Here is a 21,182-nt window from a genome sequence, read left to right as displayed (position 1 = left end):
CACTATTGGCATTAGCGTTTGTATTTGTATTTGTATTAGTATTAGTATTGGCATTAGCGTTTGTATTAGTATTGGCATTAGCAATCGAGATCCCCGCAGTTAAGTTAAAGCGCATGGCATCTTCAAATGACCAATAGACTTCAATTAAATCTTCACGCTTGACTAAACTCGTCACCCCAGCCATTTGGTAGCTAAGCTGAAACAATACTGGCACCCAATCACCTTCAGGTAGGGCTTCAGTAAGCGGTTTAGGCGCCTGTTGATTCATGATAAAGCCAACCACATAACCGCCATTGGCTTGCTTGATCAATACGGTTTTTTGATTCTTTGGCTTACCGTCTCGTTTCATTAAGTTCGCAATATCACGAATACTGCCATAGACAGATTTAAACAGCGGGAACTTCATTAATTGACGCTCAAGCCAAGCGTATAACCAAGCAAATGGGCTAAATGAAAATAACAGCCCTGAAATAAACACTAACACTGCCACCAAAATAAACCCGGCGCCGACAAAGCTGTTTTCTAAATTAACAATATCCAGCAGTAAATGGCCTAAACCATCTAAAGAAATAAATAATGACCAGAATAACCACAGACTCAGTGCCATTGGCAGTAAGTTAGTTAAACCACGAGAAAGGGTGTTTTTCATTGAGCCTACAAAACGAACGAGGAATTACAGAAATTTTAACACAGTTTGCTAATGCTCCAGCCTATTTAGCCCCCTTGTTGAGCAAAGGCTAATTAACTTTTGTGAGTTGGCTCACAGCATTAGCACTACCAGCATAAAAGTGACAGCAATAAAAAAGTCCCATTAACCATAATGAGACTGTTATTTTTTGCTTGCAGGCAAACATAGCTTACATATTTAGATCTTTTTCCATCTCTTCATAGGAAGTATGGCGAACATCTTTACCTTTAACGAAATAGATAATGTACTCACAAATGTTTTTACAGCGGTCCCCCACACGCTCAACCGCCCGCGCAGCCCAAAGTACATCTAACACACCAGGAATTGAGCGAGGATCTTCCATCATATAGGTCATTAACTGACGAATAATCCCTTCATATTCTTTGTCTAGTTTGGCATCTTCTTTGTGTAACTCTAAGGCATTATCAGCATCCATACGTGCAAGCGCGTCCAGTGTCGAATGCAAGGTACGGGTTGCATGGCGACCCATGTTTTCAATACTCACCAATAATGGCTGTTGATTGTTTAAACGTTTATCTAATGCTGCTTTTGCGATACGTACACAAGCATCACCAATACGCTCTAAATCTGTAATAGTTTTAGTTATGGTGATAATTAAACGTAAGTCACTTGCCGCTGGTTGGCGCTTAGCAATAATGCGGGTGCATTCTTCATCAATTGACACTTCCATGCCATTTACGCGGTGATCGCCATTAATCACTTTTTGGGCAAGCTCGGCATCTAAGCTACCAAGAGCATCAAGGGCTTGTTCAAGTTGGCGCTCAACTAAACCGCCCATGGCCAAAACACGGTTACGAATATCTTCTAATTCAGCATTAAACTGTCCAGAAATATGCTTATTTAAACTTTTGTTTTCCATTACTTTATTACCTTAATTATCTCTGACTTTCTCACCAATGACTTGCCATAAGCGCCAGCTTACTCACTTCGTTATTATTAACCGTAACGACCTGTGATGTAATCTTCGGTTTTACGCTTTTGCGGCGTGGTGAAAATGGTATTGGTATCCGCATATTCAATCAACTCGCCCATGTACATAAAGGCGGTTTGATCAGAAACCCGCGCCGCTTGTTGCATGTTATGGGTCACTATCACTACTGTGTATTTCGATTTAAGCTCAGTGATCAGCTCTTCGATGGTTAAGGTTGAAATAGGATCCAGTGCTGATGTGGGCTCATCAAGCAATAACACTTCAGGCTCAATAGCAATAGCGCGAGCAATAACCAAACGTTGTTGCTGACCACCCGATAGGCCAAAAGCATTATCGTGTAAGCGATCTTTCACTTCATCCCAAATCGCAGCGCCACGTAATGACATTTCAGCAGCTTCGTCTAGTTCGCGGCGATTACTCACCCCTTGTAGGCGTAAGCCATAAACCACATTCTCATAAATTGATTTAGGAAATGGGTTTGGGCGCTGGAAAACCATACCGACATTTCGACGCAACTGAGCGACATCAACATTTTTGTCATAAATATTTTGCCCGTTCAGTAAGATTTCACCACTGATTTTACAGGTTTCAACCAAGTCATTCATGCGGTTAATACAACGCAGTAAGGTTGATTTACCACAACCACTTGGGCCAATAAAGGCGGTGACTTGTTTTTTAGGAATTTTCATTCCAACGTTATATAACGCCTGCTTATCACCATAACGTAAATCAAGGTTACGAATTTCTAGGGCAGTATCCTGTGCGGGTAAGTTTGCTAAATCAATAATGTTAGATTTAGTTGCGCGTTGATCAATTGAAATCATTTTTGTATTTTCCTCAGGATATCGCTAATTAATGTTCTAGCGAACGGAATTTTTCACGTAAGTGATTACGTACACTAATTGCTGTTAAGTTAAGTGTCACAATCACAGATACTAATAAGAATGAAGTCGCGTAAACCAATGGTCTCGCCGCTTCAACGTTAGGGCTTTGAAAGCCAACGTCATAAATATGGAACCCAAGATGCATAAACTTACGTTCTAAATGCACAAACGGGAAGTTCATATCAATCGGTAATGTCGGCGCCAGTTTTACCACGCCCACTAACATCAGTGGTGCTACCTCACCTGCTGCTCGGGCGACCGCAAGAATAAGTCCGGTCATAATCGCAGGGCTTGCCATTGGAATAACAATGCGCCATAAGGTTTCAAATTTGGTTGCCCCTAAGGCTAAGCTGCCTTGACGCACGGCACTTGGAATACGGCTTAAGCCCTCTTCCGTAGATACAATCACCACAGGTAAAGTTAAGATAGCCAAGGTTAAGGCTGACCAAATCACCCCTGGTGAACCAAACGTTGGCGCAGGCAATGCTTCAGGGTAAAACAGCTGATCTAACGAACCACCAAGCATATACACAAAGAAGCCCAAACCAAATACACCATAAACGATTGATGGCACACCGGCTAAGTTAATCACCGCAATACGGATCATCTTAGTAATTGGCCCTTTTTTGGCGTACTCATGTAAATAAATTGCCGCGATTACGCCAAATGGGGTCACGATAACCGCCATGAGCATCACCATAAATACCGTACCAAAAATAGCAGGGAACACGCCGCCTTCGGTGTTAGCTTCACGTGGGTCTTGGCTAATAAAACGCCCCATGCCCACAAACCAATGACCGAGTTTATCGACGATGTTCATGTGATTGACATAGCTAACATCAAGCACGCTATCAAGTTTTAAGGTGACCTCTTCACCGCGCATATCACGCACAACCACTGAATCTCGCGCCGCTTTGTCGCGCAGGGCAAATAAGTCTTTTTCCATGACTAAGTAGTCTTGGTTTAACTGCTCTGCTTGGGCGTCCATCTCAGCTTTAATCGCTGGAGTGAGTTTGCCATCCAGTTCATATTTACGCTCTTTTAGGCGCAAACGCTCTAAGGCATAGTTCACTGAACCAATTTCAGACTTTTGCAGTGCCAGCGCCTCATCAGCAATATCAACTGCACGCTTGATATGTGCTACTAACGAAGTTTCAATGGCCTCGCCGGTAATATTTAAGCGCTTACCGTCTTCAATGACCGCAATTGGATAACCGTAAAAGTTACCATTTTTAGCCCTTTCGAGCATGGCCACATCAGCTGGCTTTTCACGGCTGACGATATCGGTGCCGAGGATCCAGCGAAAATCTAAGCCAACGAATTCACGGTTACCGGTTTTAACTAAGTAACGAGTCACAAACTCGCCAGGATGTTCATCAAACTGATGACCCGCTGCAATTAAACGTTCAGTGGGCACTTCTTCACGGTCGTAGATTTCACCAATTAGGGTTGTTTTAACGCCATTATTGTCTTCTAGCTGCCACTGATAAATATCGGCAGGCCAGAAGTAACTTAAGCCGCGCCACGCAATCAATAACAACAAACCCAGTACTGCAATCAAACAAATGCTCACCGCACCGCCAGTCATCCAAATCCATGGAGAACCTGATTTAAACCACTTACCCATTGCACAAACCTCTCAAGGCGATTGGCGAAATATTAAAAACTCTGTTCATCTTCATTCCTTAAAGTGAGCTATAACGTTCACGTAGACGTTGGCGTACCACTTCAGCAATGGTGTTAAAGACAAAGGTGAATACAAACAACACAAATGCCGCAAGGAATAGCACACGGTAATGGGAACTACCAATGGCAGACTCTGGCATCTCGACGGCGATATTTGCCGCTAGAGTACGCATCCCTTCAAACACACTCCACTCAAGGATTGCGGTGTTACCTGTTGCCATTAATACAATCATGGTCTCCCCCACTGCGCGGCCTAAACCCATCATGATGGCAGAGAAAATACCTGGGCTTGCCGTAAGCAGCACCACGCGGGTTAAGGTCTGCCAGTTAGTCGCGCCCAGTGCCAGTGAACCATTTGATAAATGACGTGGCACTGAGAAAATCGCATCTTCAGCAATGGAGAAAATTGTTGGAATAACCGCAAAACCCATCGCAATACCCACAACAAAGGCGTTGCGTTGATCGAATGTAATGCCTAAATCATTGGTAATGAACTGACGGGTATTACCATCAAAGAAGGCGATTTCGATTACAGGGCTAATCTCAAATGAGAACCAACCCACAAACAAAATCACTGGAATTAACATGATCTCTTGATAGGTTTCCGGTAGGCGTTGCTTCCATTTCGCTGGCAATTTACTCCAGGTAAATGCACTGACTAAAATACTGGTGGGCAGTAATGTGAGTAACACTAAAATGCCCGGTAAGTGATCTTCAATCAATGGCGCTAACCAAAGGCCAGCTAAGAAGCCTAAAATTACTGTCGGCAGTGCTTCCATGATTTCAATGGTCGGCTTAACCACGCCGCGCACTTTTGGCGACATAAAGTAGGCGGTATAAATCGCCCCTGCAATGGCCAGTGGCACGGCAAATAACATTGCATAAAATGCCGCTTTCATGGTGCCAAAAGCTAACGGCATTAAGCTTAATTTTGCTTCAAAATCATCTGAGCCCGAGGTTGACTGCCATACATATTGTGGCTCTGGGTAACCTTCGTACCAGACCTTTTCCCACAAAGCACTCCAAGACACTTCAGGGTGAGCATTATCAACCGCGAAAATGTTGAGCTTATTATTAGCTTCAACCACTAAGGCGTTTGAACGAGGGCTAAATGCCATCGCGCCCGGGTTGGCGATATCAAATGTTTCAGTGAATAAGTTGCGCTGACTGGTGGTATAAAGCAGTGATAGCTCACCTTCAGGGCTGACTACCGCAAAACTTTTACGGTAAAACTCTGTCGTCATGGCTCCGACTTTAGCGTCATTGTCAAAGTGTCTTATTTTTTGATACAAACGACCACTGCGACCACTGACTTGGAAATACTGGTCAATTAAGCCATTATCATAACTGACTAAAATTGAACTAGCACCTGCTAGCAGCATCACTTTCGACACCACTGACTTACCATTTTTCACATCGATAACTTGCAACAAGCTAGGTTCGTCACTATTGCGAATATCATAAATAAACAGTTTATTCGATGTTGGCAGGATCAATTGACGATGATCCGGTGTCATTAAGGCCGTAAAGGCATTATTGGGTGCATCTTTGATATAGGTTAAATCTGAATACCATTCGATTTCTTCAGTCATCATGTTTTCTTCGCCTTCAAGGCGACTTAGCTTCCACGAGCCATTGTCATCTTGATAAGCAAAACCAACACGATTATCGATATAATCAAAAACCAGATTGTTAAGGGCTTGGCCTTCATCCACCATAATCGGTGTTTCACCCAGTGGATAACGTAATCTTGGGGTAATGGTGCGCTTGTTATCTGGGTAAGTTACTCCAAAATCCACCCCGACGATTAATGCTTCACCAGTGCTTAAGCCTAAGGCAAAACGTTGCTCGTTAGGTTTAGCTTTAGCGCTACTAACAACCGTTGCGCCCTTAGGAAGCTTAGGTTTGAAGCTGGTGATTAACTGACGCCCTGCAACTGAATAAAAATCAACTTGGCCATCGACTAATACCCGATAAGCAATTTCATTTTGCTCATCACTGCCGACCATTAAGGTCGCGACCTCAGTTTGTTGATAGCTGATGGTTGAAATAGGCTCAACATCGGCGCCATCAAATATAGGTTTAATCACATACAATAAATAAAAGAAAATCAGCAACAAAGCGACAAATACCATGGTGCCACCCACAGTGACACCCACTTCAGCTGCCTTATCCATAAACGCTCTACGGCTGGTTTGTCTGTTTACTAACAAACTCTTCGCCGCAGAACCAGGCTGACTTACCTGACTTTCCATTAAGAACCTCTATAATTAATCGTTAACGATATTTCGCTATGATTGTTTGATTCGCTGTGTTACTAACTAAACGGTGCTTTTTACTTAAGCGAACTGTTTTTTCTTTAAGCAAATTGCCAGTTTTAAAACAGCTATTTAGCTTGTGTTTATGGCAGACTATAAATGCCATATTTTATTGAGCTGAATTATATGACGTCTTTATGACAGTAGTGTTACAGCAGATTTATTTGTTAAAATTTTGGGAGTTTATTTTATGCTTCATTACCTGATAACCCTTCAAGCACCTGATAGAAAAGGATTAGTTGAACAAATCGCCAATGTAATAAGTCGTCATAACGGTAACTGGCTGGACTCAGAAATGCGTCATATTGATGGCATTTTTGCGGCAATATTACAGTTAGAAGTATCAGCCCTTAAATGGGACGCATTATTAGATGCTTTAGAGTGCATTGACGGCCTAACCTGCAGCTTTAATAAAACCAGCCAAACCCCTGTACCAATAAAACGTCTCAGCTTCAATTTAGTCGCTTATGACCGTGAAGGCTTAGTGCTGGAAATCTCAAATAAGATCAATGCCCTTGGGATCAACATCGAGCAATTTAGTAGCAAACAAGAAACTGCTGGCCACACAGGCATCGCCTTGTTCAGGGCTACAATGGGCTTGGGGTTATCAGATCCATGCCAAGAAGAGCAACTTACTGACTCTTTGTATGAGTTAGGTGATGATGTGGTATTAGATAAGCTCAGTAAAAGCGCTTAATAGTCAATATTTTTCAAGGCACTTGAACAGCATATTCAGAAGTATTGAAAGCTTGAGATGCAAAATAATCAGTCATGGCCAAGTCCATGACTTTTTATCCCCTACTTGAGCGTATTTAAGGAGTATTTCTCCCTAAAGCCAATCTAAAAAAGCGGTTAATCTAACGGGCATTCATCTGGTAGACTGCATGACATAATCAACAATAACACCACAATATAAGAGAATACCGATGTTAGGCACCTTATCAAAAATGCGCACTCACCTTAATGAACAAGATGAAGTGCAGTACGAACTGCCGGTTGGCGATAATAGCGTTGCGCTAAACCCATTAATTGGTAAAACCCTAACCCTTAGCCATACAGGCAATATTTTCTGTTGTAATTGCGGTAAAAAAACCAAGAAGAGCTACTCTCAGGGCCACTGCTATGTGTGCATGCAAAAGCTGGCAAGCTGTGATTTATGCATCATGAAACCTGAAACCTGCCATTTTGATCAAGGTACTTGCCGTGAGCCAGAATGGGCGCAAACTCATTGTTTTGTGCCTCACTTTGTTTACCTATCAAATACTTCAGGCATCAAAGTCGGCATTACCCGTTACACCCAAATCCCCACGCGTTGGATTGACCAAGGTGCCACCCAAGGGCTACCTATTTTCAAGGTCTCAACTCGCCAATTGTCAGGTTTAGTGGAAGTTGAGTTTGCTAAACTCATCAATGATAAAACTAATTGGCAAGCCATGTTAAAGGGCAATGCTGATGATGTTGATTTAGTAGAAATGGCTCAGCAATTAATGCCTGAAGTAGAGCAGAGACTCGTTGAACTGCAGCAAGAAAACCCTGATTTTGTTATCGAAAGGCTCGATAATTCGATACAAAGCATTCATTTCCCTATCACTGAATTTCCTAAAAAAGTTAAGTCGCATAACTTTGATAAAACACCTGAGGTCACCGGGGTTTTACAAGGTATCAAAGGCCAGTACTTAATCTTTGACACTGGGGTGATTAACATCAGAAAGTTTTCATCTTACGAAGTAGAAATCGCGCAATAGCCAGTCACCTTGCGTTAATTCTTCATATAAATGTGATTGTTTAGATTAATACTAACAGCTTGCTTTAACAAAAAAGCCGCCGACATCACTGTCGGCGGCTTTTAGTTTTTGGACGCAATTGCTTAATTAAAGCCTTGTTAATTATTAAATAATTCAGTAGCTGTCATTATGTGGGATAGCTCTTAGCATCATGGTGGTTAATTTATCAAAGCGTTGTTCTCGATTTTGAACCGGTTTATCTGTTTCAGTGAAACCTTGAGCAAGTACACGCCAAATAGGTTGTTGACTATTAGGAATAAATATCGCTACAAGTACAGAACCCTTTTCAAACTCGTCATCTATCCCTGCTGTTGATAGTCCAGCGACTAAGCCAGCCTTGTCCATAATATCTTTATCGCTCATTTCAGACTCTAACGCCATGCCAAAGCCAATGACCATACTTGGTGATTGTGTTTCATCCACCAAAGAATAGCCTTTTTTATCCATAATTTTGGTGATTGACTGCCGCATATGGCGGATCAGTTCTTCATCATCTAGCTTATTAGCAGTATGAACACTAAACATCGTTGGATGCCAAGCAAAGGTTTTGCCATAAGGCGATATTGCGCCTAAATCACCAGTGGTAACCATAGTAACACTTGTTGGCACATGGACTTCTGTGGCCTCTTTACTGGTGCAGCCAGTTAAGAAAATCAATAATAAACTCACCCATAAAAAATGTTGTTTCTTTATCATTTACGCCTCAACTATCTATTTCAACCAGATTGGTAGTTTAGAAGGTTACAAAACCTCTTATTAATATAAATCTACCATATAAACCATAACCTAACCTGACTGAAATTCAACGAGATCACAAACTTAATAGCCAGTATTCACCATCCAAGCACTTATAAAACAAAACACAGGCGTAACACCAGCGCCACTCAAACCCATCATTTAGCAAACCAATGTAACTCACAAAAAATGCTGGCATTGTCATTCGCATCATTCAGGGATTAATTTTCACTAGGTTACTGTTTAAATTAAGGCTAATATGCAGTTCAAAAATCTTTTATCCTAACCCCCAAAACAAAACCTTATATGGAATTAATTTTTACTATTGCATTATTCGCCTTTTCAGCCGGTATAACCCCTGGGCCAAACAATATTATGTTGATGACCTCAGGAGTGAACTTTGGTGTTAAACGTAGTATTCCCCACTTGATGGGTATTTCTTTGGGCTTTCCGACCATGATACTGGCCATTGGTCTGGGGTTAAGTAGCTTATTTCAAACCTACCCCATCATGCACCAAATTATAAAAGTCGTTGGGATCACTTACTTACTTTACCTTTCTTGGCTAATTGCTAACAACAACAGTAATTTAGAAGGTAAACAAACCAGTAAACCCTTTAGCTTTATACAAGCTGCAGCCTTTCAATGGGTCAATCCTAAAGGCTGGATAATTGCAATTGGTACCATTGCGACTTTCACGAACATTGAGCAACCGCTAACACCTCAAGTGCTCACTATTGCCATGGTCTTTTTATGTATCGCACTGCCCTGTGGCTCTGTGTGGCTAAGTTTTGGGGTTGGGCTAAAAAAGTTATTAAAAAATCAACGACAGCAACGCATTTTCAATGTTTCGATGGCAGTGTTATTAGTGCTGTCGATCATTCCGATGATCCTACCCAATAGTTAACCCAAGTAGTAACAATAGGTTTATATGTCTGAAATTAGCCAAGTCGAATTAGAAACTGCCAACTGGGTTTCTAAAGTGATTATGAAATACAATATTTGTCCTTTTGCCCGCCGTGAAATCGAACGCAATAGCATTCGCTATTTCACTTGTGAACAAACCAAAGTAAAGCAGGTAATGAAGGATTTTTTAACTGAATGTCAGTATTTGGATGAAAATCCACAAGCAGAAACCACACTGTTTATCTTGCCTCGTGGCTTTGAAGGGTTTTACAGCTATCTTGATATTGTTGACTTGGCCAATGACAAGTTACTTGAGCATGACTATGAAGGGGTGTATCAGTTAGCAAGTTTTCACCCTGACTATTGTTTTGAGGGAGAGCCCCAAGACAGCGCAGCAAACTATACCAATCGTGCGCCTTATCCAACCATCCATATTATTCGCGAAGCCAGTATGGAAGCCGCCTTAGCCGAATATAACGAACCTGAAACCATACCAGAGCGTAATATTGCTTTTGCAGAAAGAAAAGGCAGCGACTTTTTTGAAGCGTTATTAAAGCAGTGCAAACAGAGTTAGCACTGCTAAGGGCCGCTAGAAGGCTTCATTGACGTTAAAGTAAAAGCCGCTGTCACCATCACCAAACGCTAAATCTAGGCGTAAATTGACTTTAGGCTTAACCTCTAAACGATAACCTATACCAATATTAGGCAGTAACTCATCAAAGGACAATTCGCCCACTTTGTCTGCAATACTGCCTGCACCAACCCAATAAACCATGCCGTGCCTGCCAGTTAAATGTTGTCGATACTCCACCTGAGCCAGCAGCATTTGTTTGTCACGATAGCGACCAGTGGTGTAGCCCCGTAATGAATTACCTCCACCGATTTTAGATAGCTGATCCCAAGGTACATCGCCGTGGGTGAAGCGTCCGCGTACTTGCCATGCTATGGTGTCATCATCAAGGATTGGATAATAGGCACTGTATAAAGCGTTATAGACTTCAAAGTCGTGCTTGCCGCCAAAATCTTCGCGATACACGCCAATCTCAAACTGGCTAATGCTCCCCTGCTGCGGGTTAAGCACATGATCGCGGGTATCATAGTTAATTAATAAATTGACCCCAACATTACGAGAAACTTCTTGTAAAGGGTCAACATCCACATCAATTGAGACCACATCAACATCCGTGGCCTTTGCATAGGTAAAATCAAAACCTGCTCCCACAAAACTATGGGCGGATATGCGCTGCAGGAACATAGGGTTAACTTGAAATGTTTGACTATTAAATTCAACCCGATTTAAGTCTTGCTGGTTAAATTCATAACCTACGCCGTAGTACACATCCGGTATGTCATACACATTGGCATTTAAATAAAGACGTTGGTTATCACCATTAAAAAAGGTTTTATTTTCAATCCCGACCCCTAGCGCGCCATTGATTGAGGCTAAACCATTAATAACCAAAGAAGATAAATCACTTACAGTATCCTCTGGGTCGACTTGATATAGCCCAACCACAGATATCCCAACACCTAAACTCATTTCAGGGTTATAAAATGGCCCAGGTAAATAGCTAAAATCAATGCCCTTATCTGGATCAAACTCACCATCGGCACCGAGGTTAGTCAGTAGGTTTTCAAACCAGCCTTGATCTTCAGCTTCATCGGTTATGGTTTCAAGCTGATCAGCGCCAACCAATACTGCCTCTCCTTCGCTTGTTGTTATTGGCGCTGACGTTTCTGGCTTTATTGTTGAATTTACTTGTGAATTTATTTCTGCGTTGGCAGAAATAGCCGCATTCGCCTCCGTTAATGGGGCAGCAATAGCGGCATTGATGGCAAAAAAGCTGGCACAATTTACAATCAGTAGGCGAGTAACAAACGGACTAATTATTTTCATTTAACAGCGCACCTATTGCTGGTTCAATTGTGGCAGCGTCATTAATAGCTGCACCAGTGTCTGCAGCATTTTGAGGCTCTGTTTGTTCGCGAGTGTCTGGCAAGTCATCTAGCGGCGTTTGTTGATGGGTCAAATGAGGGTTTTCAGCTAAATGCTGCTTTAACAACTTATAATCCTCACGTTCATCATATTTAGCAATCTCTACAAACTGCAAATGGGTAAAGCCATCAAGCCATAATTCTTCTGGTACGTGGCTAAATGAACCTGCAAACTTTTTATCTACACTAATGTGCTGCACAGCCACTTCATCAAAGTTAATCCCAAAAAGCTCAACGGCTAATGATAAGTGTTGTGGTGATGCAGGCGCGTCGTAAACTGCTGCTACCTTGTCCCATTGATCACTCGCCTGAGCTTGCTCTTTACTGACCAAATAAGGTGATTGTTTGTCGCCGAGTAGGTAATGACGTTTAAGTAATACGAATTTATTTGGTAGTGGCTCGTTTGAGTCCCACCAGTCACCATCGATTGCCCTAAAGAGCGCATTGGTTTGCTCTTTAGATAAAGGCTCCAACCAAGCCAATGTGGCCGCTAACCAACCCGTCATATGATAATCATATTGCTGCTTGGTCATGGCTAAATTGTTGGTCAGGATTGCTAACGCAATTTTGGCTCCCAGCATGTTTGAATATAAATCTTCTAACGAATAAGCCGATACAGCTTCTGTCCATAAGGCAAAACTGCGATAACCATGCCACTGGGATATTTCATGGGCTTCAGCCATAGTAAAGGCTAAGCGTACCGCCATGGCCGCCGCTAACTCCCAACGGTCATCTGCCGATAAATAACTCACATCAAAAGCGGCAAGTTCAAAGGTTCTATGGCCAATTTCTAATGGTAATTCAATTGACTGTGCCTGACCCAGTTTAGGCTGAATAAGATAAAACAGGGCAATAGCATTATCAGCGGTATCACGCACATGGGCTAAATCAATAAAGCCGCCTTTACGGGTATAAAGCATGCCATTGTTTTCCATGCTCTTACCGCTATCAGGTGAGCCTTTTTCATAACTAAATGTACCGGCATCAAATGCATGTGCGCCAATATCCTCAAGCGCTACTGTGTTAGCGTGACGATAAAAAGGGATCGGTAATAACCCCATAGCGACTTTTTGGTCAAAACCAAAAGCACAACAAGGTCTGACACTGGCGGGCATTGAAAGTGCTGCATTTTCAGGAAGGGTAATATCTCTGACTAAGGCATTATCAGGTATATCATCTAAAGCGGCACTGACCGCAATATCTGTGGGTAATGCGCGCACTTGCCACTCATTACTAGAGCAAGCGCCTAAGGTCATAACTAAGCCTAAAAATGATATCGCTACGGGAATTTTTATGATTTTCATTGAATAAAAGCCCTGATTTCTTTATTAATTTGTTTAGGAAAGTCATTACTCAATCCGTGAACACCGTCAGGTATAACTATGATAGGTGCATTTAAAAACTCAGCAAAACGATGACCGTTATCTAATGGGAACACCACATCCTTTTCCCCCCAGATTAAGATGGTTGACGGTAAAGAGTCGGCAAATTCGTCGGGGTTTAATTGATCCCGATAAGCCGGCAAGGTGGTAATAAGAGATTCTTTTTGTGGCAGAGAGTCGGCAAAGTAATATTCATAAACCTGCTGGTCGATGAACGCTGGCATCCATGGATAATCAACGAAAGTTTTTTCAAGTAAACGTCTTACTTCAGGGCCATTTTTAGGCACAAACACCGCTTCAGGCACATCGGCACCAAAACGCTTAGTCATTGCTAGCATATCCTCATCTGAAAATATCAGTCCAGGACTTGCTAGCATCACCACCTTATCCACTTTGGGCTCGTGGATCATTAAATCAAAAGTGACAAAACCACCAAAAGAAATACCCACCAGGTTAACGCTGCTTAACGCTAATTGGCTTATCAACTGTTGCATAGCTTGGGTTTCACTACTGATAGTGGCAGGTGCAGCGCTATAGGACTCACCAAACCACAGTAAATCCGGCACTATCACTTGATAATCCTCACTCAAGTCGAGCATCATTTCATACCAGCTGGTCATGCCATTACCACCAAAACCGTGTAGTAATAATAAAGTGGGTTTAGCGCTATCGCCCCCTTGCCAGTAATGTAACTCGCCTCCCTCAGTCAATGACATTTGATGACGCTCAAAACCGTTTTTGAGTAAATTGTTTTGTTGGTGATCATCAACCATGGCAACAATGCTGCAGCCACTAAGCAATAGCGCAAAAAAACTAAGGATTATGAGTCTCATCAATATTAAAACCTATATCCAATACCTGCCATAAAACTAGTACGAGTACCAATACCGCCCTCAAGCAGTAAATCAAACCCTTTACCCAACTCAATTTGGCCACCAATTAAACCATTCCATTTATCGGCTAAATGTTGGTTAACTTCGAATTTAGCACCAGGAATAGGCACGCCAATATCCTGTAAAAAACCACTGAAGGTTTGCTCAACATTTTGGTACATTCCGCCAATCCAAATTTGGGTATCGTGACCACGGATATCAAAACGGTAGCCAACTCTTGGTGAAACAACAATTGAACTGATTTCACCTTCTAAAATATCTAAATCTGTATTGGTATAATTAACATCGAGCAAGGCAAACCAGTTACCAATACCGCCAACAATGGTGCCACCGGCGCCATAGGTTAAGCCTTCGAAATTTAAGGCAAAGTCAAAAGGAGCGGTTTCTACCGGCTTAAATGGAGGAGGAAGATCTAAGTTGACCGTGACATTTGCAATACTACTACCTGAGGTTTTACCAATAATGCCGTATAAATTTAAAAAAGGCAGCACCCACATATCAGCACGAAAGGTAATTGTTTCTGACTCTTGAATCGCTTCACTGCCTTTAATTGAGACAATTTCATCAAGCAGACCTAATCCCGAGAAACTGACATTTTCTACCACCAATGGCTGATCCATATTCATATAGGTCACCCCTATGCCATACGGCTTAGGTAACTCATAGCCTAAATCAATGGCATCTTGTGCCCAAATAGGAAAAACTCGGTCATATTTAGGCTGAACTTCGATAGCTTCATCCGCAGCTTCTGTAACCGACTCGTTAACGGACGCATTCACGTTTGCTTGAGTGGCAAAAGCAGTAAAACCTAAAAAAATACCTGATAAAACTCTTAACATCATGTAGGGATATCCTTGAATAACCATGATTCTTTAATAGGCTATAAACTGAATAAATTCAACTTTAGCTATTATAGTGTACTGACAATAAAGCGTTGATATTTTGTACAAAAAATACCAAGCTGGGCATAGTAGAGACGGAAGCTGAATTTATATTAAAAGCCCTCAATATAAAAATAAATTCATTTAAACATAAGCACTTAATACGCAATTTCTCCATCAGGTTTACAGTCATAATGTTTTTGAATATAAAAACAAACAAATCTATAACAAACCTAATAACCTTGTTGAGACGCGATTGTTAGAAATGGTTATTAATTAACGCTGCAACTCATTGTCGCAGCCTCTGAAATCGTAATTACCACTCTTTTATGAATTTCAAAATTAGTAATATAACCGCACTCACCTGCGATGATCTCGCCACTATCAAGCTCTATGTGATAACGATATGCGCCATCTAACTGCGCTAAATCATAATACAGGGTGTTAGTATGCATGGCGGCGATGTCACCAAAGTCTAAGCGGCTATGGGGAAGTTTTACCACCGCGGATTCAACACCTTGAGCTGATTGATTACTGATGGTCAAACTGGGACTGAGATATAAGTACGACCAATATATTAATAAAATAAGCCCGCATAATAATATCGACACTTTGGCAAATAGTGCCCTCCAGCCAGTCACGACCTTAAGTTTATTACCCTTTGTAAAAACCATTTAGACTTTGGTTCCTTTCACTGTAAACACTAAAGGCACTGAGTTACCTTTAACAATAGAATGAAACTGATTAGGCGCTTGCTCTATCAAATTTTCAAAGCAGTTATAGGGGCTAAATGGATACTCGTTAAGACTATCAATTCTGATCCCTGCTTTGATTAGCGCATTAATAACATTACTTAATGAATGCGGCCAAGTCAGCATAGTTTGTGGTGTCGAAGCTGTTGATTGCGGTGAAGATGCAGACTCGAAATTACCGTGTGATTCGGTATAACTACCCTCAACGACCACATCAGCCTCAGTTTTATGAAAATAACTATAACCTTCTAAAACATCCTGTAGTGGATGAAACTCAGCCATATAAAAACAGCCACCCTGCTTTAAACTCTTGGCAATGATGTTTGCCCAACGATCAAGACAAGGCAGCCAACAAATGGTGCCGTATGAGGTAAATACAATGTCAAAATCAGTGACTTGCTTATCGGTAAATTGGGGCAAACTTTGATCGCCAAATTGATACACATCGGCGCAAATAAACTCGGCTTTTAGCTCACATTGCAATGCCAGCTCATTAGCTTTAGCAATGGCAACATCCGATAAATCAACTGCAGTGACAATTGCACCTTTACGAACCCAAGATAAGCTATCAAGACCAAAATGGCATTGCAGGTGTAATAAAGATTTTCCACTAACATCAGTAAGTTCAGCGGTTTCAATTTCGGTTAATGAAGATTTTCCCTTCAAAAAACCAGCCACATCATAAAATGATGAATCGAAATGCACTTTTGCTCTTTCATTCCAAGCAAGCTTGTTAATTGAAACATAATCCTGCATAAAAACCTTGTAAGTCATTATTAATATTGTTTATTTTTCACAACATACCATCTGTAATTACTGGCTAGCTAACTACGCACCAAATAAGTCACAACCAGAACACAATTTACAAACATTATGCCTAAAAATATTTCTTACGGATATAAAAAAAGCCGACAATTAATTGTCGGCTAAAAGGGGAATGACTCGATTTATTAACTTAGAGTAAACTTCTGCACTTGTTGTGACATTTCCGCCGCATCTTCTAACAAAGTTTCATTTAGCTGGCTCAAAGATGTCGCTATAGTTTGTGTTTGGCTATAAATTTCACTGATTTGCATGGCATTTCTATTCACCTCTTCTGCCACTGCAGCTTGCTCATGTGTCGCAGAAGCAATTTGTTGGTTCATGCTTTCAATGGTATCAATATGGCTAACAATTTGATGCAACTCATTACCTGCCGCTTCAACTTCAATGACGCTTTCATCAGCACTAACCATACCACGTTCCATGGTTTGCACCGCTAATTGAGCGCCAGATTTTAAACGTTCAGTCATGCGTTTAATATCGTCTGTTGAAGACTGTGTTCTTTGGGCGAGGGTTCTCACTTCATCGGCTACCACCGCAAAACCTCGGCCTTGCTCACCCGCCCTTGCCGCTTCAATAGCGGCATTTAACGCTAGCAAATTAGTTTGCTCTGAAATCGCACTAATCACTTCTAAAATGCTAGCAATGGATTGCACATCTTGATCTAAGGTCTTTATCGCTATTGATGCTTCGTTGATTTCACCTGCAAGGTGTTTAATTGAAGTAACCGTTTTTGAAACACCAACATTACCGATATTTGCCTCTTTATTGGCTAAAGTTGACGCATCAGATGCTTCTACGGCATTGGCTGCAATTTGCGTCACTGTAGCACTCATTTCCGTCATCGCAGAGGCTACCTGTTCAGCTTCTGAGTGACCTTTTTCGACATCTTGTCTCATGGTGCTAGCATAGTTATTAACTTGCTCAACCACATTAACAAGCTGACTAGCATTGTGTCTAACTTGACAAATAACACTCTCAAAATCAGACATCATCCCATTGAAGGCTTTTGCTAGCTGACCAAACTCATCGGTTGAGTCATGCTCAATGCGAGTACTTAAATCAAAATGATGCCCTGCATGGGTCACTTTATTAAATAATTGACTTAAACTGCGATTCAAATATCTAGAGATAGATAGACTCAGCCAGGCTAACAATAATATTGATACCGTTAATGTAATGAACGAGCTCCACATTTGTTGAGTCGCAGTGCTCAGTTTGCGCTGGGTTAGTGTCACGAGTTCATTGGCGAGGTATTGCTCAAATTTGGCAAATTGATTAATTCGGTTAGTGGATATTCTAAACCAAGTTTCAGGTTGCTGATTTTTAATGTCTGTCGCATCTTGTGAAAATGCAATTTGACGCATAGCCTCGACAGCATTCGCTTCATTAGAGCGATTATCTTGTTCAAAGCGCGCATTCGTATTGCTGGTCGCTAACGCAGAAAAACGTTCTGCATAGGTTTTTTGCTCAGCCACTAAAGTCACAAATTTAGCATAGCCGCCAGCCTTAAATCCTTGCTGGCCAAAGGTTGAACTCATTACTGCCCGCTCAATACCTGCACGTTCCTTTAATTGTAAAAAAGCACTAAATGAGGCCAGCTTCAAAGATAATTCACTAATGCTACTTTGCACTGCAGTTTCATCAACCACGGATAATAGGGTTTTATTTAAATCTGAATAATATTTCACTTCTTCAGCCACTGAGATACTCAGGTCATCTACCGAGCGGCGCATACTTTGAAGTTGTTGTAGTTGCGATTCTATTTGTCTTAATGTTGAACTGATTTTTGCAGGAAAGTGCTCTGCAGCTGGAATACTAGAAAAAATAACCACTTGTTGGTCTGTCATTGAGCGTTGCTGAGGTAAATCCTGAGCAAATGATTGACCTTTAGAGCCCAGAAAACCTGCACTCATGCCACGCTCCTTTTGTAATTCATGTACTAGGGCGCTGTTGATAACGGCCAGTTCACTTAACGAAAGTACCGTATTAAGCTCTGTTTGTATTTCATATTTATTGTGCACAAACATGCCACCATAAATTAAACAGATTAACAGTGGAGGAATAATTAATAGTGAAAGTTTGAGTCGAGTATTGAGATCGATAATCCATTTCATGACAGCTGTGACCCTTAAGAAGTGTGTTATGTTTCTAATTGAAATTACATTCATTAATGTAACTACAGCGACAGGATTTTCTAAAATATGTATTCTAAAATTCTAAAATTTATAATTATCTTTTTTAGGCAAAAAAAAACCTGTAAATCGCTTTACAGGTTTTCGGCTTAATGTAAAAAACTTTAATTAATTATCCTTCAACGCCTTTACTGGCAAGGAACTCATCATAAGTACCTTTAAAGTCATTGATGCCATCAGCAGTAATTTCAATGATGCGTGTTGCTAGTGACGATACAAATGCACGGTCATGAGACACAAACATTAATGTACCTTCATACAATTCTAATGCATTGTTTAATGACTCGATTGATTCCATGTCCATGTGGTTAGTTGGTTCATCAAGTAATAAGATATTTGGCTTTTGCATGATGAGCTTACCAAAGTACATACGACCCTTTTCACCACCAGATAACACTTTAACTGATTTTTTAATGTCGTCTGAGCCAAATAACATGCGGCCTAAGATGCCACGTACTGATTGGTCGTCATCTTCAGGTTTACGCCATTGGCTCATCCAGTCAAATAAGGTCATATCATTAGCAAAATCAGCTTCATGATCCTGCGCGTAATAACCAATGTTACTGTTTTCAGACCATTGAACCGTACCTGCATCTTGCGGGATGTCATGCACTAAAGTACGTAATAAGGTGGTTTTACCCACACCGTTATCACCTAAGATAGCAACACGCTCGCCAACTTCAACCATCAGGTCAAGTTTGCTGAATAATGGCTTATCAAAGCCTTTCGCTAATTGCTCAACCACTAAAGCATTACGGAATAATTTCTTTTCTTGCTCAAAACGAATGAACGGATTCACACGGCTTGAAGCCTTGATATCCTCAAGCTTAATCTTGTCAATTTGCTTAGCACGAGATGTTGCTTGCTTAGCTTTTGAAGCGTTAGCAGAGAATCGTGCTACGAAACCTTGTAGCTCAGCAATTTGGGCTTTTTTCTTAGCATTGTCAGATTGTAAACGCTCACGAGCTTGCTGGGCTGCCATCATGTATTCATCGTAGTTACCTGGGTAAACACGTAGTTCACCGTAATCGATGTCAGCCATATGGGTACAAACTGAGTTCAAGAAGTAACGGTCATGGGAAATAATCACCATGGTACTGTTACGTTGGTTAAGCATTTCTTGTAACCAGCGAATGGTGTCGATGTCCAAGTTGTTGGTTGGTTCGTCAAGTAGCAAAATATCTGGATCAGAGAACAAGGCTTGAGCCAAAAGTACACGCAGTTTAAAACCTGGTGCGATTTCACTCATTAGGCCAAAGTGCTGGTCTACACCAATACCTACGCCCATTAATAAATCACCAGCACGAGATTCAGCGGTATAACCGTCCATCTCAGCAAATTCCATTTCAAGCTCAGCGACTTTAATGCCGTCTTCTTCACTCATTTCTGCGAGTGAATAAATGCGGTCACGCTCTTGCTTCACTTCCCACAACTCTTTGTGGCCCATGATAACGGTATCAACCACTGAGAACTCTTCATAAGCAAATTGATCTTGATTCAATTTACCAAAACGTTCACCAGGATCGATTGATACATTACCGCTTGTTGGCTCAAGATCGCCAGTAAGGATCTTCATGAAGGTTGACTTACCACAACCGTTTGCACCAATTAGACCGTAGCGATTACCGCCACCGAATTTGACAGAGATATTTTCAAATAACGGCTTGCTGCCGAACTGCATGGTGATGTTGTTGCTGTATATCACGTAGGAGATTCCATTAGTTTTTGGACGAAAAATTGTCGCGATTATACATTATTCGACTCAAGCTTTACAGCCAGAATATTGATTGATTTATTTTTGCCTATTTGTCAGATTGTTGCAGTAGCTATACTCATGATTAACTCAAGATGTAATCTAAACTGAGCTAACGTTAGCCTTTCACAATTTCGATTAATCTTGTAATAAACAACTTAACTGATTCAGCCGTTTCAAACTTAAAAGCTAAACCATAGTGGCTTTCTTTTAAGCTTTTATGGCGACGAGTCGGGAAACGGGTCATCTGCGCATTATGGTGATAGTCATATTGTGCATGTACCCCGTCTAATGTGGCTAACTCACCAGAGAACACTTCAAAAGCCGGGCGAATAATGAGTACCGGAGTGTTGCTGTCAATATGTAAATACACCGGCTCTTTAAGCTTAGGCAGCATGTATTCGGTAACATTACTAATGGTGAAATTGGTACGGCAATCTAATTCATTTAATGCTGTGCGCATATCTTCTTGGCTAATAATCATTTCTTTTCGCTTGAGTAGTAAGGGCAATGACGCTAACTGTAATGCCAAATCAACAAAAAGCCTCGAAGTTTCG

19 protein-coding genes are annotated in these 21,182 nt (G+C 41.3%); 4 read left to right on the top strand and 15 right to left on the bottom strand.

What is annotated here, in order from left to right; all coding sequences use genetic code 11:
- The 5 genes from AB4160_RS11995 to AB4160_RS11975 form a co-directional block, all read right to left on the bottom strand.
- The coding region (locus tag AB4160_RS11995) for a DUF502 domain-containing protein (RefSeq protein WP_372004765.1) at nucleotides 1-649 on the bottom strand (649 nt) is incomplete at its 3' end.
- 208 nt (nucleotides 650-857) lie between these two features.
- Nucleotides 858-1,568 (bottom strand): phosphate signaling complex protein PhoU, encoded by a 711-nt coding sequence (phoU, locus tag AB4160_RS11990; RefSeq protein WP_102437679.1) that lies wholly within the window; start codon nucleotides 1,566-1,568, stop codon nucleotides 858-860.
- 77 nt (nucleotides 1,569-1,645) lie between these two features.
- Nucleotides 1,646-2,464 (bottom strand): phosphate ABC transporter ATP-binding protein PstB, encoded by an 819-nt coding sequence (pstB, locus tag AB4160_RS11985; protein ID WP_102437681.1) that lies wholly within the window; start codon nucleotides 2,462-2,464, stop codon nucleotides 1,646-1,648.
- Nucleotides 2,465-2,492: 28 nt separating this feature from the next.
- Nucleotides 2,493-4,151 carry a phosphate ABC transporter permease PstA gene (gene pstA / locus AB4160_RS11980; RefSeq protein WP_102437683.1) on the bottom strand — a complete coding sequence of 553 codons (1,659 nt, stop codon included), beginning with the start codon at nucleotides 4,149-4,151 and terminating at the stop codon, nucleotides 2,493-2,495.
- A gap of 58 nt (nucleotides 4,152-4,209) precedes the next feature.
- The gene (locus AB4160_RS11975; RefSeq protein WP_102475668.1) at nucleotides 4,210-6,465 is read right to left on the bottom strand and encodes an ABC transporter permease subunit; all 2,256 of its coding nucleotides are present in this window, start codon (nucleotides 6,463-6,465) and stop codon (nucleotides 4,210-4,212) included.
- A gap of 253 nt (nucleotides 6,466-6,718) precedes the next feature.
- Here AB4160_RS11975 and AB4160_RS11970 point away from each other — a divergent pair, with 253 nt between their 5' ends.
- Both AB4160_RS11970 and AB4160_RS11965 read left to right on the top strand, forming a co-directional pair.
- Nucleotides 6,719-7,225, top strand: coding sequence for a glycine cleavage system protein R (locus AB4160_RS11970; protein WP_102437687.1), 507 nt, complete (start codon nucleotides 6,719-6,721; stop codon nucleotides 7,223-7,225).
- A 229-nt stretch (nucleotides 7,226-7,454) separates the two neighbouring features.
- A complete protein-coding gene (locus AB4160_RS11965) occupies nucleotides 7,455-8,273 on the top strand; it encodes a DUF2797 domain-containing protein (protein WP_102437689.1) in 819 nt (272 codons plus the stop codon).
- A 153-nt stretch (nucleotides 8,274-8,426) separates the two neighbouring features.
- On the opposite strand, the gene AB4160_RS11960 is transcribed toward AB4160_RS11965, so the two are convergent.
- On the bottom strand, nucleotides 8,427-9,008 hold the full coding sequence (locus AB4160_RS11960; protein WP_372004762.1) for a DUF4136 domain-containing protein: 582 nt from the start codon (nucleotides 9,006-9,008) through the stop codon (nucleotides 8,427-8,429).
- A 345-nt stretch (nucleotides 9,009-9,353) separates the two neighbouring features.
- Here AB4160_RS11960 and AB4160_RS11955 point away from each other — a divergent pair, with 345 nt between their 5' ends.
- Together AB4160_RS11955 and AB4160_RS11950 are read left to right on the top strand one after the other, a co-directional pair.
- The gene (locus AB4160_RS11955; protein ID WP_102437693.1) at nucleotides 9,354-9,953 is read left to right on the top strand and encodes a LysE family translocator; all 600 of its coding nucleotides are present in this window, start codon (nucleotides 9,354-9,356) and stop codon (nucleotides 9,951-9,953) included.
- 24 nt (nucleotides 9,954-9,977) lie between these two features.
- Complete coding sequence (locus AB4160_RS11950) at nucleotides 9,978-10,526, top strand: DUF1415 domain-containing protein (RefSeq protein WP_102437695.1); 549 nt, start codon at nucleotides 9,978-9,980, stop codon at nucleotides 10,524-10,526.
- Nucleotides 10,527-10,541: 15 nt separating this feature from the next.
- Here AB4160_RS11950 and AB4160_RS11945 read toward each other — a convergent pair whose 3' ends face one another.
- The 9 genes from AB4160_RS11945 to AB4160_RS11905 all read right to left on the bottom strand — a co-directional run bounded on the left by AB4160_RS11945 (nucleotide 10,542) and on the right by AB4160_RS11905 (nucleotide 21,088).
- Nucleotides 10,542-11,849 carry a BamA/TamA family outer membrane protein gene (locus tag AB4160_RS11945; protein ID WP_102437697.1) on the bottom strand — a complete coding sequence of 436 codons (1,308 nt, stop codon included), beginning with the start codon at nucleotides 11,847-11,849 and terminating at the stop codon, nucleotides 10,542-10,544.
- On the bottom strand, nucleotides 11,836-13,251 hold the full coding sequence (locus tag AB4160_RS11940) for a DUF4056 domain-containing protein (RefSeq protein WP_198589253.1): 1,416 nt from the start codon (nucleotides 13,249-13,251) through the stop codon (nucleotides 11,836-11,838). The genes AB4160_RS11945 and AB4160_RS11940 overlap by 14 nt, the downstream gene beginning before the upstream one ends.
- A complete protein-coding gene (locus AB4160_RS11935) occupies nucleotides 13,248-14,162 on the bottom strand; it encodes an alpha/beta fold hydrolase (RefSeq protein ID WP_372004759.1) in 915 nt (304 codons plus the stop codon). Before AB4160_RS11935 ends, AB4160_RS11940 begins: the two co-directional genes overlap by 4 nt.
- A 5-nt stretch (nucleotides 14,163-14,167) precedes the next feature.
- Nucleotides 14,168-15,064 (bottom strand): virulence protein, encoded by an 897-nt coding sequence (locus AB4160_RS11930; RefSeq protein ID WP_241900939.1) that lies wholly within the window; start codon nucleotides 15,062-15,064, stop codon nucleotides 14,168-14,170.
- A gap of 311 nt (nucleotides 15,065-15,375) precedes the next feature.
- On the bottom strand, nucleotides 15,376-15,777 hold the full coding sequence (locus tag AB4160_RS11925; protein ID WP_102475670.1) for a hypothetical protein: 402 nt from the start codon (nucleotides 15,775-15,777) through the stop codon (nucleotides 15,376-15,378).
- Nucleotides 15,778-16,611, bottom strand: coding sequence for a class I SAM-dependent methyltransferase (locus AB4160_RS11920; RefSeq protein WP_372004756.1), 834 nt, complete (start codon nucleotides 16,609-16,611; stop codon nucleotides 15,778-15,780).
- Between the two features lie 194 nt (nucleotides 16,612-16,805).
- Nucleotides 16,806-18,794: a methyl-accepting chemotaxis protein gene (locus tag AB4160_RS11915; protein WP_372004753.1), complete on the bottom strand. Its 1,989-nt coding sequence runs from the start codon at nucleotides 18,792-18,794 to the stop codon at nucleotides 16,806-16,808.
- Nucleotides 18,795-18,984: 190 nt separating this feature from the next.
- Complete coding sequence (locus AB4160_RS11910; RefSeq protein WP_102437707.1) at nucleotides 18,985-20,577, bottom strand: ABC-F family ATPase; 1,593 nt, start codon at nucleotides 20,575-20,577, stop codon at nucleotides 18,985-18,987.
- Between the two features lie 166 nt (nucleotides 20,578-20,743).
- Complete coding sequence (locus AB4160_RS11905) at nucleotides 20,744-21,088, bottom strand: hypothetical protein (RefSeq protein ID WP_102437760.1); 345 nt, start codon at nucleotides 21,086-21,088, stop codon at nucleotides 20,744-20,746.
- Between the last annotated feature and the right edge of the window lie 94 nt (nucleotides 21,089-21,182).

Origin of the sequence: Shewanella sp. 10N.286.51.B8, assembly GCF_041469325.1 — a bacterium.
GTDB lineage: Bacteria > Pseudomonadota > Gammaproteobacteria > Enterobacterales > Shewanellaceae > Shewanella.
The sequence above is the reverse complement of the archived record's forward strand: the minus strand, read 5'-3'. Positions and strand labels throughout refer to the sequence as shown.

Bases quoted from the DNA above. Each gene is read 5' to 3' on its own strand.
- phoU (WP_102437679.1), bottom strand. From the start codon at position 1,568: ATGGAAAACAAAAGTTTAAATAAGCATATTTCTGGACAGTTTAATGCT.
- pstB (WP_102437681.1), bottom strand. From the start codon at position 2,464: ATGATTTCAATTGATCAACGCGCAACTAAATCTAACATTATTGATTTA.
- pstA (WP_102437683.1), bottom strand. From the start codon at position 4,151: ATGGGTAAGTGGTTTAAATCAGGTTCTCCATGGATTTGGATGACTGGC.
- AB4160_RS11975 (WP_102475668.1), bottom strand. From the start codon at position 6,465: ATGGAAAGTCAGGTAAGTCAGCCTGGTTCTGCGGCGAAGAGTTTGTTA.
- AB4160_RS11970 (WP_102437687.1), top strand. From the start codon at position 6,719: ATGCTTCATTACCTGATAACCCTTCAAGCACCTGATAGAAAAGGATTA.
- AB4160_RS11965 (WP_102437689.1), top strand. From the start codon at position 7,455: ATGTTAGGCACCTTATCAAAAATGCGCACTCACCTTAATGAACAAGAT.
- AB4160_RS11960 (WP_372004762.1), bottom strand. From the start codon at position 9,008: ATGATAAAGAAACAACATTTTTTATGGGTGAGTTTATTATTGATTTTC.
- AB4160_RS11955 (WP_102437693.1), top strand. From the start codon at position 9,354: ATGGAATTAATTTTTACTATTGCATTATTCGCCTTTTCAGCCGGTATA.
- AB4160_RS11950 (WP_102437695.1), top strand. From the start codon at position 9,978: ATGTCTGAAATTAGCCAAGTCGAATTAGAAACTGCCAACTGGGTTTCT.
- AB4160_RS11945 (WP_102437697.1), bottom strand. From the start codon at position 11,849: ATGAAAATAATTAGTCCGTTTGTTACTCGCCTACTGATTGTAAATTGT.
- AB4160_RS11940 (WP_198589253.1), bottom strand. From the start codon at position 13,251: ATGAAAATCATAAAAATTCCCGTAGCGATATCATTTTTAGGCTTAGTT.
- AB4160_RS11935 (WP_372004759.1), bottom strand. From the start codon at position 14,162: ATGAGACTCATAATCCTTAGTTTTTTTGCGCTATTGCTTAGTGGCTGC.
- AB4160_RS11930 (WP_241900939.1), bottom strand. From the start codon at position 15,064: ATGATGTTAAGAGTTTTATCAGGTATTTTTTTAGGTTTTACTGCTTTT.
- AB4160_RS11925 (WP_102475670.1), bottom strand. From the start codon at position 15,777: ATGGTTTTTACAAAGGGTAATAAACTTAAGGTCGTGACTGGCTGGAGG.
- AB4160_RS11920 (WP_372004756.1), bottom strand. From the start codon at position 16,611: ATGCAGGATTATGTTTCAATTAACAAGCTTGCTTGGAATGAAAGAGCA.
- AB4160_RS11915 (WP_372004753.1), bottom strand. From the start codon at position 18,794: ATGAAATGGATTATCGATCTCAATACTCGACTCAAACTTTCACTATTA.
- AB4160_RS11905 (WP_102437760.1), bottom strand. From the start codon at position 21,088: ATGCGCACAGCATTAAATGAATTAGATTGCCGTACCAATTTCACCATT.